The 15,322-nt window shown below is 56.8% G+C and carries 16 protein-coding genes; 1 reads left to right on the top strand and 15 read right to left on the bottom strand.

All coding sequences use genetic code 11. From position 1 onward, the window contains the following. Positions 1-37 precede the first annotated feature (37 nt). The 15 genes from atpA to rpmH form a co-directional block, all read right to left on the bottom strand. Entirely contained in the window at positions 38-1,582 is a 1,545-nt protein-coding gene (atpA, locus tag ACYP2Q_RS09310; protein WP_274073776.1) for a F0F1 ATP synthase subunit alpha, read from the bottom strand. A 21-nt stretch (positions 1,583-1,603) separates the two neighbouring features. Continuing rightward, on the bottom strand, positions 1,604-2,140 hold the full coding sequence (locus ACYP2Q_RS09305; protein WP_274073777.1) for a F0F1 ATP synthase subunit delta: 537 nt from the start codon (positions 2,138-2,140) through the stop codon (positions 1,604-1,606). A 12-nt stretch (positions 2,141-2,152) separates the two neighbouring features. Further along, a complete protein-coding gene (locus ACYP2Q_RS09300) occupies positions 2,153-2,623 on the bottom strand; it encodes a F0F1 ATP synthase subunit B (protein WP_008064601.1) in 471 nt (156 codons plus the stop codon). Between the two features lie 58 nt (positions 2,624-2,681). After that, positions 2,682-2,939, bottom strand: coding sequence for a F0F1 ATP synthase subunit C (atpE, locus tag ACYP2Q_RS09295; RefSeq protein ID WP_003097235.1), 258 nt, complete (start codon positions 2,937-2,939; stop codon positions 2,682-2,684). 134 nt (positions 2,940-3,073) lie between these two features. Beyond that, positions 3,074-3,943 carry a F0F1 ATP synthase subunit A gene (gene atpB, locus ACYP2Q_RS09290; protein ID WP_459730208.1) on the bottom strand — a complete coding sequence of 290 codons (870 nt, stop codon included), beginning with the start codon at positions 3,941-3,943 and terminating at the stop codon, positions 3,074-3,076. Between the two features lie 16 nt (positions 3,944-3,959). Next, the gene (locus ACYP2Q_RS09285; protein WP_008064605.1) at positions 3,960-4,367 is read right to left on the bottom strand and encodes a F0F1 ATP synthase subunit I; all 408 of its coding nucleotides are present in this window, start codon (positions 4,365-4,367) and stop codon (positions 3,960-3,962) included. A gap of 148 nt (positions 4,368-4,515) precedes the next feature. Then, complete coding sequence (locus ACYP2Q_RS09280) at positions 4,516-5,388, bottom strand: ParB/RepB/Spo0J family partition protein (RefSeq protein WP_046818611.1); 873 nt, start codon at positions 5,386-5,388, stop codon at positions 4,516-4,518. 9 nt (positions 5,389-5,397) lie between these two features. After that, on the bottom strand, positions 5,398-6,195 hold the full coding sequence (locus ACYP2Q_RS09275; RefSeq protein ID WP_008064610.1) for a ParA family protein: 798 nt from the start codon (positions 6,193-6,195) through the stop codon (positions 5,398-5,400). 18 nt (positions 6,196-6,213) lie between these two features. Continuing rightward, on the bottom strand, positions 6,214-6,858 hold the full coding sequence (gene rsmG / locus ACYP2Q_RS09270; protein ID WP_459730207.1) for a 16S rRNA (guanine(527)-N(7))-methyltransferase RsmG: 645 nt from the start codon (positions 6,856-6,858) through the stop codon (positions 6,214-6,216). After that, complete coding sequence (mnmG, locus tag ACYP2Q_RS09265) at positions 6,855-8,753, bottom strand: tRNA uridine-5-carboxymethylaminomethyl(34) synthesis enzyme MnmG (RefSeq protein WP_459730206.1); 1,899 nt, start codon at positions 8,751-8,753, stop codon at positions 6,855-6,857. The genes rsmG and mnmG overlap by 4 nt, the downstream gene beginning before the upstream one ends. A gap of 549 nt (positions 8,754-9,302) precedes the next feature. Further along, positions 9,303-10,673: a tRNA uridine-5-carboxymethylaminomethyl(34) synthesis GTPase MnmE gene (gene mnmE, locus ACYP2Q_RS09260; protein WP_459730205.1), complete on the bottom strand. Its 1,371-nt coding sequence runs from the start codon at positions 10,671-10,673 to the stop codon at positions 9,303-9,305. Between the two features lie 79 nt (positions 10,674-10,752). Next, entirely contained in the window at positions 10,753-12,432 is a 1,680-nt protein-coding gene (gene yidC, locus ACYP2Q_RS09255; protein ID WP_459730204.1) for a membrane protein insertase YidC, read from the bottom strand. Positions 12,433-12,434: 2 nt separating this feature from the next. Beyond that, the gene (gene yidD, locus ACYP2Q_RS09250) at positions 12,435-12,680 is read right to left on the bottom strand and encodes a membrane protein insertion efficiency factor YidD (protein ID WP_080725322.1); all 246 of its coding nucleotides are present in this window, start codon (positions 12,678-12,680) and stop codon (positions 12,435-12,437) included. Continuing rightward, positions 12,673-13,074 (bottom strand): ribonuclease P protein component, encoded by a 402-nt coding sequence (gene rnpA, locus ACYP2Q_RS09245; protein ID WP_459730618.1) that lies wholly within the window; start codon positions 13,072-13,074, stop codon positions 12,673-12,675. Before rnpA ends, yidD begins: the two co-directional genes overlap by 8 nt. Positions 13,075-13,090: 16 nt before the next feature. After that, the gene (gene rpmH / locus ACYP2Q_RS09240) at positions 13,091-13,225 is read right to left on the bottom strand and encodes a 50S ribosomal protein L34 (RefSeq protein WP_003213577.1); all 135 of its coding nucleotides are present in this window, start codon (positions 13,223-13,225) and stop codon (positions 13,091-13,093) included. Between the two features lie 567 nt (positions 13,226-13,792). Here rpmH and dnaA point away from each other — a divergent pair. Further along, positions 13,793-15,313, top strand: coding sequence for a chromosomal replication initiator protein DnaA (gene dnaA / locus ACYP2Q_RS09235; RefSeq protein WP_274073783.1), 1,521 nt, complete (start codon positions 13,793-13,795; stop codon positions 15,311-15,313). The last annotated feature ends 9 nt before the right edge of the window (positions 15,314-15,322 follow it).

The following is a 15,322-nucleotide window of genomic DNA, read 5'->3' as shown; positions in this document are numbered from 1 at the left end:
GGTTAGCAAGCGGGAGCCTTGCGGCTCCCGCTGCGGCTTACCAGGTTTGGGTGGCCTTGAACTTCTCGATACCGGCTTTCATGCCAGCGTCGATCTCGTCATTGAAGTCACCTTTAACGTTGATCTTCGCCATCAAATCGGCGTGATCGCGGTTGAAGTAAGCAATCAGCGCTTGTTCAAAGCTGCCGACCTTGGTGATTTCGACGTCAGTCAGGAACCCACGCTCAGCGGCATACAGCGACAACGCCATGTCAGCGATCGACATTGGGGCGTATTGCTTCTGCTTCATCAGCTCGGTAACGCGCTGACCATGCTCAAGTTGCTTACGGGTCGCTTCGTCCAGGTCAGAAGCGAACTGGGCGAATGCCGCCAGTTCACGGTACTGAGCCAGAGCGGTACGGATACCACCGGACAGCTTCTTGATGATCTTGGTCTGAGCGGCACCACCCACACGGGATACCGAAACACCGGCGTTCACTGCAGGACGGATGCCCGAGTTGAACATGGCCGATTCCAGGAAGATCTGACCGTCGGTGATGGAAATCACGTTGGTCGGAACGAACGCGGAAACGTCGCCAGCCTGGGTTTCGATGATCGGCAGTGCGGTCAGGGAACCGGTTTTGCCGGTCACTGCGCCGTTGGTGAACTTCTCTACGTACTCTTCCGAAACGCGGGATGCGCGCTCCAGCAGACGGGAGTGGAGATAGAACACGTCGCCTGGGTAAGCTTCACGGCCTGGTGGACGGCGCAGCAGCAGGGAAATCTGGCGGTAAGCCACTGCTTGCTTGGACAGATCGTCATAAACGATCAGCGCGTCTTCACCGCGGTCGCGGAAGTATTCGCCCATGGTGCAACCGGAGTACGGTGCCAGGAATTGCAGTGCAGGAGATTCCGAAGCACTGGCAGCCACGATGATCGTGTTGGCCAGGGCGCCGTTTTCTTCCAGCTTGCGAACCACGTTGGCGATGGTCGATTGTTTCTGACCGATGGCTACGTAGACGCAGAAAATGCCGCTGTCTTTCTGGTTGATGATCGCGTCGATCGCCAGAGCGGTTTTACCGATCTGACGGTCACCGATGATCAGCTCACGCTGGCCACGGCCGACAGGGATCATGGCATCGACAGCCTTGTAGCCAGTCTGTACAGGCTGGTCTACCGACTTACGCCAGATCACGCCTGGAGCAACTTTCTCGACCGCGTCGGTCTCGGTGTTGCCCAGTGGACCTTTGCCGTCAACAGGGTTACCCAGTGCGTCGACTACGCGACCCAGCAGTTCCTTACCAACCGGAACTTCCAGGATGCGGCCGGTGCACTTGGCGCTCATGCCTTCAGCCAGAGACTGGTAAGCGCCCAATACTACGGCACCTACGGAGTCTTGCTCCAGGTTGAGGGCCATGCCGAAGACGCCGCCCGGAAACTCGATCATCTCGCCGTACATTACGTCGGCCAGACCGTGAATCCGCACGATACCGTCAGATACGCTGACGACAGTGCCTTCGTTACGGGCTTGGGAGGTCACATCGAGCTTGTCGATGCGGCCCTTGATAATTTCACTTATTTCGGAAGGATTGAGTTGCTGCATTGCTCTGCTGCCCCTTCAAACTCAAGATTTCAATGCTTCGGCAAGTTTCGCGATTTTGCCGCGAATCGAGCCATCGATAACCAGGTCGCCGGCGCGGATTACGACACCACCTATCAGGGCGGCATCCTCCGCAACTTGCAGGCGCACTTCCCGGTTGAGTCGTGCACTGAGAACCTTGGCGAGTTTGTCTTGCTGTTCTTGGTTCAATGCAAAAGCACTGGTTACTTCAACGTCTACCGACTTCTCTTGTTCGGCCTTGTACAGGTCGAACAGAGCGGAGATCTCCGGCAACAGCGGGAGACGGTCGTTTTCGGCAACGACATTGATGAAATTCTGTGCCTTGGCATCGAACTTGTCGCCGCACACGTCAATGAACGTGGCGGCCTTTTCTGCGCTCGTCAGTCGCGGGGCCTTGAGCACGCGCAGCATGGTGTCGTCTTGCGACACCGCTGCTGCCAGGCCGAGCATGGCTGACCAATTGGCCAGTTGCTGGTGGGCCTGAGCGTGCTCGAAGGCCGCCTTAGCGTAAGGTCGGGCCAACGTGGTCAGTTCTGCCATGATCGCCCTCGCTTAGATTTCAGCAGCCAGTTGGTTAACCAGCTCTGCGTGCGCGTTTTGATCGATTGTGGCACCCAGGATCTTCTCGGCGCCGCCGACTGCCAGCAAGCCCACTTGGGCACGCAGCGCGTCTTTGACACTGTTCAGTTCCTGTTCGATCTCGGCCTGAGCCTGAACCTTCACACGGTCAGCGTCGATACGGGCTTTTTCAACAGCCTCTTCAACGATCTGGTTACCGCGTTTCTTGGCTTGCTCGATGATTTCAGCTGCCTGAGCTTTCGCTTCGCGCAGTTGCTGACCCGCTTTTTCTTGGGCCAACTCCAGGTCGCGAGCTGCACGGCTGGCAGCGTCCAGACCATCAGCGATCTTCTTTTGACGTTCGTGCAGAGCCGCGATGACCGGAGGCCATACGAACTTCATGCAGAACAGTACAAAAATCAGGAACGCAACGGACTGGCCAATCAGGGTCGCATTAATGTTCACGCCAACACCTCGCAGTTACGTTGTCCATCACACCAAATTACCCGGAATATCCGAGTAATCAGCCAGCGATCTGACCAACGAACGGGTTCGCAAAGGTGAAGAACAGAGCGATACCAACACCGATCATGGTTACGGCGTCGAGCAGACCGGCAACGATGAACATTTTGACTTGCAGCATTGGAACCATTTCTGGCTGACGCGCTGCGCCTTCCAGGAACTTGCCGCCCAACAGGCCGAAACCAATTGCGGTACCCAGTGCGCCCAGGCCGATCAACAGTGCAACAGCGATAGCGGTTAGACCAACTACAGTTTCCATCTTTCCTCCCGACTTTTACGTCGTATGGTTTAGGTTTTTTTAATTTAAAGCGGTAAAACAAATCGTTTCAGATGCCCCGTGAGGAGCCCCCTCCCGTTTGACCGGGAGGGACATCAGACTAGTCGAGACTGGTCTTAATGGTTTTCTTCGTGCGCCATCGACAGGTAGACGATGGTCAGCATCATGAAGATGAACGCCTGCAGGGTGATGATCAGGATGTGGAACACCGCCCACGCCCACTGCAGCACGACGCCCAGGCCACTAAGCCAGAGCAGACCGCTGCCGAACATCACAGCGATCAGAATGAAGACCAGCTCGCCGGCATACATGTTGCCGAACAGACGCAGAGCCAGGGAGATCGGCTTGGCGATCAGGGTCACGAATTCCAGCAGGAAGTTCACCGGGATCAGCAGGGCTTGAACAAAGATGTTCTTGCTGCCGAACGGGTGCAGGGTCAGCTCGCCGATGAAGCCGCCGAGGCCCTTGACCTTGATGCTGTAGAAAATGATCAGTGCGAAAACCGAGAACGCCATGCCCAGGGTCGCGTTCGGGTCGGTAGTCGACACGGCGCGGAACGGGATGTGGTGGTCGCCGGAGATCAGGATGGCCAGCTGAGGAATCCAGTCGACCGGTACCAGGTCGACGGCGTTCATCAGGAACACCCAGACGAAGATGGTCAGTGCCAGCGGTGCAATCACCGGGCTACGGCCATGGAAGCTGTCTTTCACGCTGCCATCGACGAATTCGACCAATACTTCAACGAAGTTCTGCAAAGCACCAGGTACACCTGTAGTCGCTTTCTTCGCCGCCATGCGGAAAAGAAGAACGAAGATCAGACCCAATGCGACCGACCAGCCGAGGGTATCGACGTGGAAAGCCCAGAAGCCCATTTCCTTGGCTTCTGCTGCGGTGTGGGCAAAGCCCCAGCCGCCGGTAGGGTGCTGACCGAAGGTCAGGTTCTGCAAGTGGTGCTGGATATAGCCCGAAGCGGTTGTTTCTGCCATGGTTGCCTCAAACGCCCTAAGGTCTCGAAAGTCTTGTTCTCATCAGCAGGGGAGCGAACCAGCTGACCGACTGAGTCAGCACGAAGACACCGAATACAGCAATCGGTGCCAATGGCTTCACACCTGCGAACACCAGTGCAAACAGCACTGCCGTCAAAATCAGTTTGCCTGCCTCGCCGGCATAAAAAGACCGGACGATGGACTGGGCTGCTCGGGCGCCGGAAAACCGAAATGCCCTGTGAGCGAAATAAACATTGGGCAGCAAGGCTATCAGGCCTCCGCAAAGTCCCGAGTACCCGGCAACGACTCCGTGCCATTGCCAGAGCGCCAAAGCAGCGATCAGCAAAACGACAAATTGAGCCATTAACACCGGAAAAACTGCCAGGCGATGGAAGGGCAAGCGGTTTGGCGTGCGGGTTTCCATCACTTTTGCTCTCCAATGGTCGGCTGCCAGAATTCAATAACTTGGCATAATTTGTGCCGACAAAATGCGCGCAGAGTATAGGGGCGGTTCTGCCCCTATTCAACTGTCAGGTAGTGATTTCCGACTGCGCGCTACATGAGGAAATGTTTCAGCGAATGTGTGCGAGCACACCCTGAAGTTCATCCAGGGAGTTGTAGCCGATGACCAGTTGCCCTTTACCCTTCTTTCCGTGGCGGATCTGCACCGCAGAGCCTAGGCGCTCGGCCAGGCGCTGTTCCAGGCGGGCAATATCCGGGTCCGGTTTTGGGGTTTCCACAGGCTCCGGTTTGCCACTCAACCACTGGCGAACCAGTGCTTCAGTCTGGCGCACCGTCAGCCCGCGTGCGACAACATGTCGCGCCCCTTCAACCTGTTGATTTTCCGGCAAACCGAGCAATGCACGGGCATGCCCCATTTCCAGGTCGCCATGGGAAAGCATGGTCTTGATGACTTCCGGCAGCGAAATCAGGCGCAGCAGGTTGGCCACGGTGACCCGGGACTTGCCCACGGCTTCGGCGACTTGTTGCTGGGTCAGCTGGAATTCAGTCTGCAGGCGCTGCAAGGCCACCGCTTCTTCGATCGGATTGAGGTCTTCGCGCTGGATGTTCTCGATCAGCGCGATGGCGATCGCGGTTTCATCCGGTACATCGCGCACCATCGCCGGAATGGTTTCCTGGCCAGCTTGCTGGCTGGCGCGCCAGCGGCGTTCGCCGGCAATGATTTCGTAGCGGCCGCTACCGATCGGGCGCACCACGATCGGCTGCATCACGCCCTGGGCCTTGATCGATTGCGCCAGCTCTTCGAGCGCCTGCGGATCCATGTCGCGACGCGGCTGGTATTTGCCGCGCTGCAGCAGGTCCAGTGGCAGGTGTTGCAGCTCACGCGAATCGGCTTGCACCGCCTGTTCTTCCAGCGCGCTGACACTCGGACCACTCAGCAGTGCATCCAGTCCACGTCCGAGACCTCGTTTCTTGACGGCCATGGGGATTCCTTAAGTTGCCTGAGCAGCGGCGATGCGTGAGTTTTTGCGTTGACGACGGACCATTTCGCCCGCCAGGGCCAGATAGGCCACGGCACCGCGCGATGATTTGTCGTACGCCAGCGCCGGCATGCCATAGCTCGGGGCTTCGGCCAGGCGAATGTTGCGCGGAATGACCGTGTCGTACAGCTGGTCGCCGAAGTGTTCCTTGAGCTGAGCCGATACGTCGTTCATCAGGCTCAGGCGCGGGTCATACATCGTCCGCAACAGGCCTTCGACCTTGAGGTTCGGATTGAGCAGCTCGGCGATGCGTTTGATGTTATCCACAAGGTCGCTCAAGCCTTCGAGCGCGAAGTACTCGCACTGCATGGGGATAATTACCCCGTCGGCGGCAACCAGTGCATTCAAGGTCAGCATCGACAGTGACGGCGGGCAGTCGATCAAGATGTAGTCGTAGTTTTCCCGGATCGGCGCCAACGCACTGCGCAGGCGGCTTTCCTTCATCTGCATTTCCAGCAGAACCACTTCGGCCGCGGTCAGGTCCCGGTTGGCTGGCAACAGTTGGTAACCACCGTGTTCGGAGAAATGCATGGCCTGGGCCAGGTCGCATTCCCCGATCAGCAGGTCATAGACCGAGTTTTCCAGGCCGTGTTTATCCACACCGCTACCCATGGTGGCGTTGCCCTGTGGATCGAGATCGATCAGCAATACCCGACGCTTGGTCGCGACCAGGGATGCTGCGAGGTTGATGCAGGTGGTGGTCTTGCCCACACCACCCTTTTGGTTCGCTATTGCGAATACCTTAGCCATTCTTGCTTGTGTTCCCAATCATGCCGTGCGGCGCAGTATCAGCAGATGGCGTTGGCCTTGGCAACCAGGTACGGCCAGGGCGTGTTCGCTATCGAGGTGGAAGTCTGTCGGCAATGCTACCAGCTCATCGGCGGGATGAACGCCCTTCATTGCCAGCCAGCGCGTATCGGTGTCGCCGAGGTGGCGCGTCCAGTTGCTGAAGTTCTCCATGCTGCTGAAGGCCCGGGAGATGATCCCGTTGAATGGCTGTGCAGGCTGGAACGCTTCGACGCGACTGTGGATAACTTGCAGGTTATCCAGTTTCAACTCGAGTTTGACCTGGGTCAGGAAGCGGGTCTTCTTGCCGTTGCTGTCCAGGCAAGTCACTTGCGACTCGGGAAACAGGATGGCCAGGGGAATCCCCGGCATGCCACCGCCGCTGCCCACATCGAGCCAGCGACCGTTTTCGACAAACGACATCACGCTCAGGCTATCGAGCAAATGACGCGAGACCATTTCGTCGGGATCGCGCACGGCCGTGAGGTTGTAGGCCTTGTTCCATTTTATCAACAGGGCCAGATAACCCAGCAGTTGTGCGTGCTGGGTTTCACTCAGAGCCACACCGAGCTCGCGAGCACCTGTGGATAACTCTTCTGCGTGTTGCGGGGTGACCAACGAACTCAAGCGCTTTGCTCCAACTGACGGCCCGCGCCGCGTTTTTTCAAATGAATCATCAACAGGGAAATGGCTGCCGGCGTCACGCCCGGGATACGTGACGCCTGACCCAATGTCTCAGGACGGGTCGCGCCGAGCTTGCTCTGGATCTCCTTGGAGAGTCCGGAAATGTTCGTGTAATCGATGTCCACAGGCAGTTTGGTGTCTTCGCTGGCCCGCAGACGCGCGATTTCGTCCTGTTGACGATCGATGTAGCCGGCGTACTTGGTCTTGATTTCGACTTGTTCGGCAACCTGTAGATCTTCCGCGCCCCCACCGGTAACGGCGATTAGTCCAGCGTAGTCAATTTCCGGACGGCTCAGCAGATTGAGCAGGTTGTATTCGTGAGTCAGTGGCGTGCCGAATTTTTCTGCAATCGCATCGCCCTGCTCGGTACCCGGGCGTACCCAGGTGCTTTTCAGACGCTGCTCTTCCAGCTCGATGCTTTCGCGTTTTTTGCAGAACGCTGCCCAGCGCACGTCATCGACCAGACCCAATTCGCGACCTTTTTCGGTCAAGCGCAGGTCGGCGTTGTCTTCGCGCAGGATCAGGCGGTATTCGGCACGGGATGTGAACATCCGGTACGGCTCCTGGGTGCCGAGGGTAATCAGGTCGTCTACCAAAACGCCGATGTAGGCTTCGTCGCGACGTGGACACCAGGCATCTTTGCCTTGGGCACGCAGTGCAGCGTTGGTTCCGGCCAGCAAACCCTGGGCGCCGGCTTCTTCGTAACCGGTAGTGCCGTTGATCTGTCCGGCAAAGAACAACCCGCCGATGACTTTGGTTTCCAGGCTGTACTTCAGGTCACGCGGGTCGAAGTAGTCGTATTCGATGGCGTAGCCCGGCCGCACGATGTGGGCGTTTTCCATGCCGCGGATCGATTGCACGATCTGCAGTTGCACATCGAACGGCAAGGAAGTGGAGATTCCGTTCGGGTAAAGCTCGTTGGTGGTCAAGCCTTCCGGTTCGATGAAGACCTGATGGCTTTGCTTGTCGGCAAAACGATGGATCTTGTCTTCGATCGACGGGCAGTAACGCGGGCCGATGCCTTCGATTTCACCCGCAGCGGAATACATCGGCGAACGGTCGAGGTTCGCGGCAATGATTTCGTGGGTGCGGGCGTTTGTGTGGGTAATCCAGCAACTGACCTGTTGGGGGTGCTGCTCTTTGGAGCCCATGAACGACATCACTGGAATCGGTGTATCGCCTGCCTGCTCGGTCATCACCGAGAAATCCACAGACCGGGCGTCGATACGGGGTGGCGTTCCGGTTTTCAGGCGACCGACACGCAGCGGCAACTCACGCAGGCGTTGTGCCAGGGCAATCGATGGCGGATCACCCGCGCGCCCGCCGGAAAAATTCTGCAAACCAATGTGGATAAGTCCACCGAGGAACGTACCGGTGGTTAACACCACTGAATCGGCGAGGAAACGCAGGCCCATTTGCGTGACAACACCGCGCACTTGCTCCTGCTCGACGATCAGATCGTCTGCAGCCTGTTGAAATATCCACAGGTTCGGCTGGTTTTCCAGGATTTCGCGGACAGCGGCCTTGTATAGAACCCGGTCGGCCTGCGCACGGGTCGCCCGTACAGCGGGGCCTTTGCGGCTGTTCAACACGCGAAACTGGATGCCGCCTTTATCGGTAGCAATGGCCATCGCGCCGCCGAGGGCGTCGATTTCCTTGACCAGATGGCTTTTGCCGATCCCGCCAATGGCCGGGTTGCAACTCATGGCACCGAGGGTTTCCACGTTATGCGTCAGCAACAGGGTCTTGACCCCCATACGTGCTGAGGCCAGTGCTGCCTCGGTACCGGCATGACCGCCGCCGATGACGATCACTTCAAAACGGGAAGGGAAATCCACCACGCACCTCGTGCCTGCTTAAGTAGGTAATTCAGGAATAGTTTGAGCTCAGGTTTTCGGACCTGGTCGACAAGTATAGGGACTTCGCCCTTCCTAAAGAACCCTTTGCACAAAATTTAACCAGCTGTGGAAAAGTGGCGGTTATAGAAATTAAAAAGAGAGAAATTTATTAAATCTTTGTTTTTATGTTTATTTCTACTGACCGCTATTTCTGTGGATAGATTCATACAGGCCTTTAAATTCAATGTGTACAGAGATTCAAAACCCTGTGTTCATGTGCCAATGAGGCCCTTGGATAACCGGTTTAAGCCTGTGGATGAATGGGGTGCTTATCCACAGGGACGGTTATCTTCAGTTTTGAGGCCCTGTTATCAACTGCCCTTAGCCGGGGTTATTAACAGGGCTTAATCCACAGAAATGTGCTGATCGACGGAAATCCGGGCAGGAAAAATCCGCTCAAGCAGAAAAAATCTGCTCGGCACTCGAGATTGTTTTGCAAAAGGAGGGAGCAGACAGGCACGAACGGCCTGTCTGTGGACAGCAGTAGGTCTATTTTCCGATGCAGAAGCTGGAGAAGATTCGACCCAACAGGTCATCGGAGCTGAATGCACCGGTGATTTCTCCCAGCGACTGCTGAGCCTGGCGCAGATCCTCGGCCAGCAATTCTCCGGCACCCGCCAAGGTCAGTTGTGCCCGGCCGTGCTCAAGGGATGCACTGGCATGACGCAATGCTTCAAGGTGGCGCCTGCGAGCACTGAAGCTGCTTTCAGAGGTCTGTTCATAGCCCATGCAAGCCTTCAGGTGGTCGCGCAGCAACTCCAGGCCGAGCCCTGCAGACTTGGCGCTGAGGCTAATGGAGACGTGACCGTCATCGCTGACTTCCAGGGCCATGGCCTCACCTGTGAGGTCGCCCTTGTTCCGGATCAGCGTGACTTTCGCCGGATCGGGGCGGGTTTCAAGGAACTCAGGCCATAACGCAAAAGGATCGAGGGCTTCCGGTGCGGTCGCATCGACAACCAGCAGGACCCGATCTGCCTCGCCGATGGCTTTCAACGCCCGTTCCACACCGATCTTTTCCACATGGTCATCGGTGTCGCGTAGACCGGCGGTATCCACCACATGCAGCGGCATGCCATCAATGTGGATATGTTCACGCAGGACGTCCCGCGTGGTGCCGGCGATCTCGGTGACGATGGCCGCTTCGCGCCCGGCGAGGGCATTGAGCAGGCTGGATTTGCCAGCATTCGGACGACCGGCAATAACCACCGTCATGCCATCACGCAACAAGGCGCCCTGCCCAGCTTCGCGCATCACGGTGGATAACTCATCGCGCACTTTATCGAGCATGCTCAATACGTGGCCATCGGCCAGGAAGTCGATTTCTTCCTCCGGAAAGTCGATTGCCGCTTCGACGTAAATCCGCAGGCCGATCAATTGTTCGGTGAGGTTATGCACACGGGCCGAAAAGGCGCCTTGTAGTGAGCGCAATGCATTGCGCGCTGCCTGTGCAGAACTGGCTTCGATCAGGTCGGCGATAGCTTCGGCCTGGGCGAGGTCGAGCTTGTCGTTAAGGAATGCCCGTTCACTGAATTCACCCGGTCGGGCCAGGCGGCAACCCAATTCCAGGCACCGCTGCAGCAGCATATCCAGAACGACCGGGCCACCGTGGCCCTGCAATTCCAATACATCTTCGCCGGTGAACGAATTCGGTCCGGGAAAATACAGTGCGATTCCCTGATCGAGCACCTCGTCCTTTTCTCCCAGGAATGGACCGTAGTGAGCGAACCGCGGCTTGAGCTCACGACCGCTGAAGGCCTCGGCCGCAACGCTGGCCAACGGCCCGGAAATACGCACGATGCCGACACCGCCACGACCTTGGGCGGTGGCGACGGCGGCAATGGTTTCACGAGGAACGCTCATAAACCGTTATCCAGACAAAAGTGACAGATAGCAAAACGCCCCACTAGGGGGCGTTTTGAGTGGTTATCCACAGTGTAAATCAGGCAGCTGCTTTGGTAGCTGCTTCGATCTTACGAGTGATGTACCACTGTTGGGCGATCGACAGGCAGTTGTTCACTACCCAGTACAGCACCAGACCCGCCGGGAACCACAGGAAGAAGAAGGTGAAGATGATTGGCATCAGCTTCATCACCTTGGCCTGCATCGGATCCGGTGGAGTCGGATTCAACTGCTGCTGGATGAACATGGTTGCACCCATGATGATCGGCAGAATGAAGAACGGATCCTTGATCGACAGGTCGGTAATCCACAGCATGAACGGCGCTTGGCGCATTTCAACGCTTTCCAGCAGAACCCAGTACAACGAAAGGAATACCGGCATCTGCACGAGGATTGGCAAGCAACCACCCAGCGGATTGATCTTCTCTTTCTTGTACAGCTCCATCATGGCTTGCGACATTTTCTGCCGGTCATCGCCATGTTGCTCTTTCAGCGCAGCCAGTTTCGGTGCCACTGCACGCATGCGCGCCATGGATTTGTAGCTGGCAGCCGACAACGGGAAGAAGATCCCCTTGATCAGCATGGTCAGGAAGATGATCGACCAGCCCCAGTTACCCACAATGGCGTGGATGTGTTGCAGCAACCAGAAGATCGGTTGAGCGATGAACCACAGGATGCCGTAGTCGACGGTCAGTTCCAGACCTGGGGACAACTCTTTCAGGACAGCCTGGCTTTTCGGACCAGCGTACAGAATAGCGCTGGTTTCAGCCTTGGCACCCGGTGCAACGGTCAACGAAGGACCGGTGTAACCGATGATGTAGTTGCCTTTGCTGTCTTTACGGGTCTGGACGACGTTGTTTTCGCCCTTCGCCGGAATCCACGCGGTCACGAAGTAGTGTTGCAACCAGGCAACCCAGCCGCCGGTGACGGTTTCTTTCAGCTGCGCCTTGTCCATGTCCTTCATGGACACTTTCTTGTACGGCTCCGAACTTGTCCACAGGGCGGCGCCCAGGTAAGTCGCGGTACCGGTGGCGGTGCTGGAAGACGGATCGGAACTGGCGTCACGCTTCAATTGCGCGAACATCGCACCGGACCAGGGCTGTGCGCTCTGGTTGTCGATCAGGTAGGAAACGGTTACGTCATACAGGCCGCGTTTCAGAGTGAAACGCTTGATGTAGTTGACGCCGTCCTTGCTGAACTTCAGGTCCACGACCAATTGGTCCTGACCGTCCGCCAGCTGGTAAACCTTCTTCTCTGCCGAGTAAATCGGACGACCGGCAGGACTTGCATCCGGGCCGTTGCTGCCAATCAGGCCACTTTGCGCCAGATAAGTCCGTTCGTTGCCGTTGTCGAACAGCTGGAATGGAATTTCCGGATGGTCCTGACGGCGTGGATACAGCGGCAATTTCAGTTGGGCAACATCACCACCTTGTGGATCGATGGCCAGGTCGAGCACATCCGTTTTGATCTGGATGAGGTCGGTGCTCGCCGCTACCGGAGTTTCGGCAGGTGCGCTGGTATCGTTTGCGGCGTGCGGAATGTCGTCACTGACGGACGCTTTATTGCCAGTGGCCGTATCCGGGAGGCCCGGTGCGGTCGTACTGGAAGCAACATTCTGAGTCGGCAAGGCAGCCTGGCCATAGTCCTGGTTCCATTTAAGAACCATAACGTAGGACACGATTGCCAGGGCGACGATCAGGATCGTGCGTTTGATATCCATGATTACTCGGCCATCGAAGAAGAACGGGAGGTAGGGATAGATGGAACCGGGTCATAACCACCGGGATTCCACGGATGACAGCGACCTAAACGACGAAAGGTCAGCCAGCCACCGCGAAGAAGGCCATGATTTTCAATGGCTTCTAACGCGTAGCAGGAACAACTGGGGTAGAAACGACAGTGACTGGCCATCAGGGGACTAATGGCGTAGCGGTAAAACTGGATCGGAACGAGTGCCAGTTTACGCATCGGGACTGTCTACCCCTACAGTTTCGGTTTTGACTGCTGGTACCGGCGTGCTGCGTGCCAGACGCTTCCAGAGTTTGCCGAAATGCTGAATCAATTCGGGGTTTTCTACGTCACCCAAACCTTTGCGCGCGACGATAACGATGTCCCAGCCGACCAGTGAATCCTGGTTCAGGCGAAACGATTCGCGCATCAGACGTTTGAGGCGATTGCGCTCGACGGAGAGCTTTACGCTCTTTTTCCCGATAACCAGCCCGAGACGGGGGTGATCAAGATCGTTTTTGCGCGCAAGGAGCAGGAGATTTTTCCCCGGAACCTTGCCGGTAGGGGAGTCAAAGACCGCCTTGAAATGCCGGGGGGTAAGCAGACGCTTTTCCCGACTGAAGTCCTGACTCACCTCCAGTGCCGGATTATCAAACTGCCAGACGCGCACGACCTTTGGCGCGACGACGCGACAGGACGGCACGACCGTTCTTGGTAGCCATGCGAGCACGGAAACCGTGGGTACGAGCGCGTTTGATAGTGCTTGGTTGGAAAGTACGTTTCATTGTCGTGTTACCTGGTTCGTCCACAACGGGCCGGAATGGCCCCCGTTTTAAGAGACCGGGGATTCTAGAGAAAGCAAGCCTCTAGGTCAATTTCCAACCAACGTTTCCTTATAAATAGATCTCCAGAGGTTTTGCCTGGCCAGGATCCTCAGCCAAATATAAAAATAAAGAAGGAAAGTATTTAAAGCTTTTCTGTAAAGCTTATAAAAGCTTAGGCAGCAGGTATCTGTGGATAAGTGCCTTGAGCCCTTGTTTCATCGCATGTACAGCGAATGACAACTACAGTGGAAAACCGTGTTCAGCCTGTGCTGAGCTGTCGGATAACCTGTGTGTGGAAAGCGCTGTTATCCACAGGCAGGTTATCCACCGAGTTTAGCCCCCACTTGTGCAACGAGCTTAGAGGGGGTTATCCACAGAGCTTATTCACAGACCATTGGTCGCCTTTTTTGCGTATAAAACCCTGATTGTTCTCGGTCCATGGCCCACCTACGTGTGGATAAGTCGGCGTCTGGCCGTTACAATGGCCGCTTGTTTTTGCCTCACCGGCTTTCAACTTAGGGGATATCCGTGTCAGTGGAACTTTGGCAGCAGTGCGTGGAGCTTTTGCGCGATGAGCTGCCTGCCCAACAATTCAACACTTGGATCCGTCCACTACAGGTCGAAGCCGAAGGCGACGAGTTGCGTGTCTACGCACCCAACCGTTTTGTCCTGGACTGGGTCAACGAGAAATACCTGAGCCGCGTGCTGGAATTGCTCGATGAGCACGGCAACGGCATGGCGCCTGCGCTTTCCTTATTAATAGGCAGCAAACGCAGCTCAGCTCCGCGTGCTGCACCGAATGCGCCGCTGGCTGCCGCCGCGGCGTCCCAGGTTCAGGCGGCTGCAGCGGCTGCCGCGCCTGCGGCCCCCGCCCCATCACCGGCCAAGCGTGCGACGCAAAAAACCGCTGAAGTGGCTGAGCAAGAGCCTTCGCGTGACAGCTTCGACCCCATGGCCGGCGCGAGTTCGCAACAGGCACCGGTGCGCGCCGAGCAACGCACTGTTCAGGTTGAAGGCGCCCTCAAGCACACCAGCTACCTGAACCGCACCTTTACCTTTGAAAACTTCGTTGAGGGCAAGTCCAACCAACTGGCCCGGGCCGCGGCCTGGCAAGTGGCGGACAACCCCAAGCACGGATACAACCCGCTCTTCCTTTATGGTGGTGTAGGCCTGGGTAAAACCCACTTGATGCATGCTGTGGGTAACCATCTATTAAAGAAGAACCCGAATGCCAAGGTAGTGTACCTGCATTCCGAGCGCTTCGTGGCCGACATGGTCAAGGCCTTGCAGCTGAACGCGATCAACGAATTCAAGCGCTTCTACCGTTCGGTGGATGCATTGCTGATCGACGATATTCAGTTTTTCGCTCGCAAGGAGCGCTCCCAGGAAGAGTTTTTCCACACCTTCAACGCCCTGCTTGAAGGTGGCCAGCAGGTCATTCTCACCAGTGACCGCTATCCGAAAGAAATCGAAGGCCTTGAAGAACGCCTCAAGTCCCGCTTCGGCTGGGGCCTCACGGTGGCCGTTGAGCCGCCGGAACTGGAAACCCGTGTCGCGATCCTGATGAAGAAGGCCGACCAGGCGAAGGTCGAACTGCCACACGATGCGGCATTCTTCATTGCCCAACGCATACGCTCCAATGTCCGCGAACTGGAAGGCGCGCTCAAACGCGTGATCGCCCATTCGCACTTCATGGGTCGCGATATCACCATCGAGTTGATTCGTGAGTCCCTGAAGGACCTGTTGGCGCTGCAAGACAAACTGGTCTCTGTGGATAACATTCAGCGCACCGTCGCCGAGTACTACAAGATCAAGATCTCGGATTTGTTGTCCAAACGTCGTTCGCGTTCGGTTGCCCGTCCGCGTCAGGTCGCCATGGCATTGTCCAAGGAGCTGACTAACCACAGCCTGCCGGAAATCGGTGATGTGTTTGGTGGCCGTGACCACACGACTGTTTTGCACGCCTGCCGCAAGATAAACGAACTTAAGGAATCCGACGCGGACATCCGCGAGGACTACAAGAACCTGCTGCGTACACTGACCACTTGATGAACACCA

It is taken from the genome of Pseudomonas sp. MHK4 (genome assembly GCF_054600775.1).
The sequence above is the reverse complement of the archived record's forward strand: the minus strand, read 5'-3'. Positions and strand labels throughout refer to the sequence as shown.

Coding starts and splice junctions, on each gene's coding strand:
- mnmE (WP_459730205.1), bottom strand. CDS start 10,673: ATGAGCGTTCCTCGTGAAACCATTGCCGCCGTCGCCACCGCCCAAGGT.
- atpA (WP_274073776.1), bottom strand. CDS start 1,582: ATGCAGCAACTCAATCCTTCCGAAATAAGTGAAATTATCAAGGGCCGC.
- yidD (WP_080725322.1), bottom strand. CDS start 12,680: ATGCGTAAACTGGCACTCGTTCCGATCCAGTTTTACCGCTACGCCATT.
- rpmH (WP_003213577.1), bottom strand. CDS start 13,225: ATGAAACGTACTTTCCAACCAAGCACTATCAAACGCGCTCGTACCCAC.
- ACYP2Q_RS09305 (WP_274073777.1), bottom strand. CDS start 2,140: ATGGCAGAACTGACCACGTTGGCCCGACCTTACGCTAAGGCGGCCTTC.
- ACYP2Q_RS09285 (WP_008064605.1), bottom strand. CDS start 4,367: ATGGAAACCCGCACGCCAAACCGCTTGCCCTTCCATCGCCTGGCAGTT.
- atpB (WP_459730208.1), bottom strand. CDS start 3,943: ATGGCAGAAACAACCGCTTCGGGCTATATCCAGCACCACTTGCAGAAC.
- ACYP2Q_RS09280 (WP_046818611.1), bottom strand. CDS start 5,388: ATGGCCGTCAAGAAACGAGGTCTCGGACGTGGACTGGATGCACTGCTG.
- ACYP2Q_RS09275 (WP_008064610.1), bottom strand. CDS start 6,195: ATGGCTAAGGTATTCGCAATAGCGAACCAAAAGGGTGGTGTGGGCAAG.
- yidC (WP_459730204.1), bottom strand. CDS start 12,432: ATGGATATCAAACGCACGATCCTGATCGTCGCCCTGGCAATCGTGTCC.
- atpE (WP_003097235.1), bottom strand. CDS start 2,939: ATGGAAACTGTAGTTGGTCTAACCGCTATCGCTGTTGCACTGTTGATC.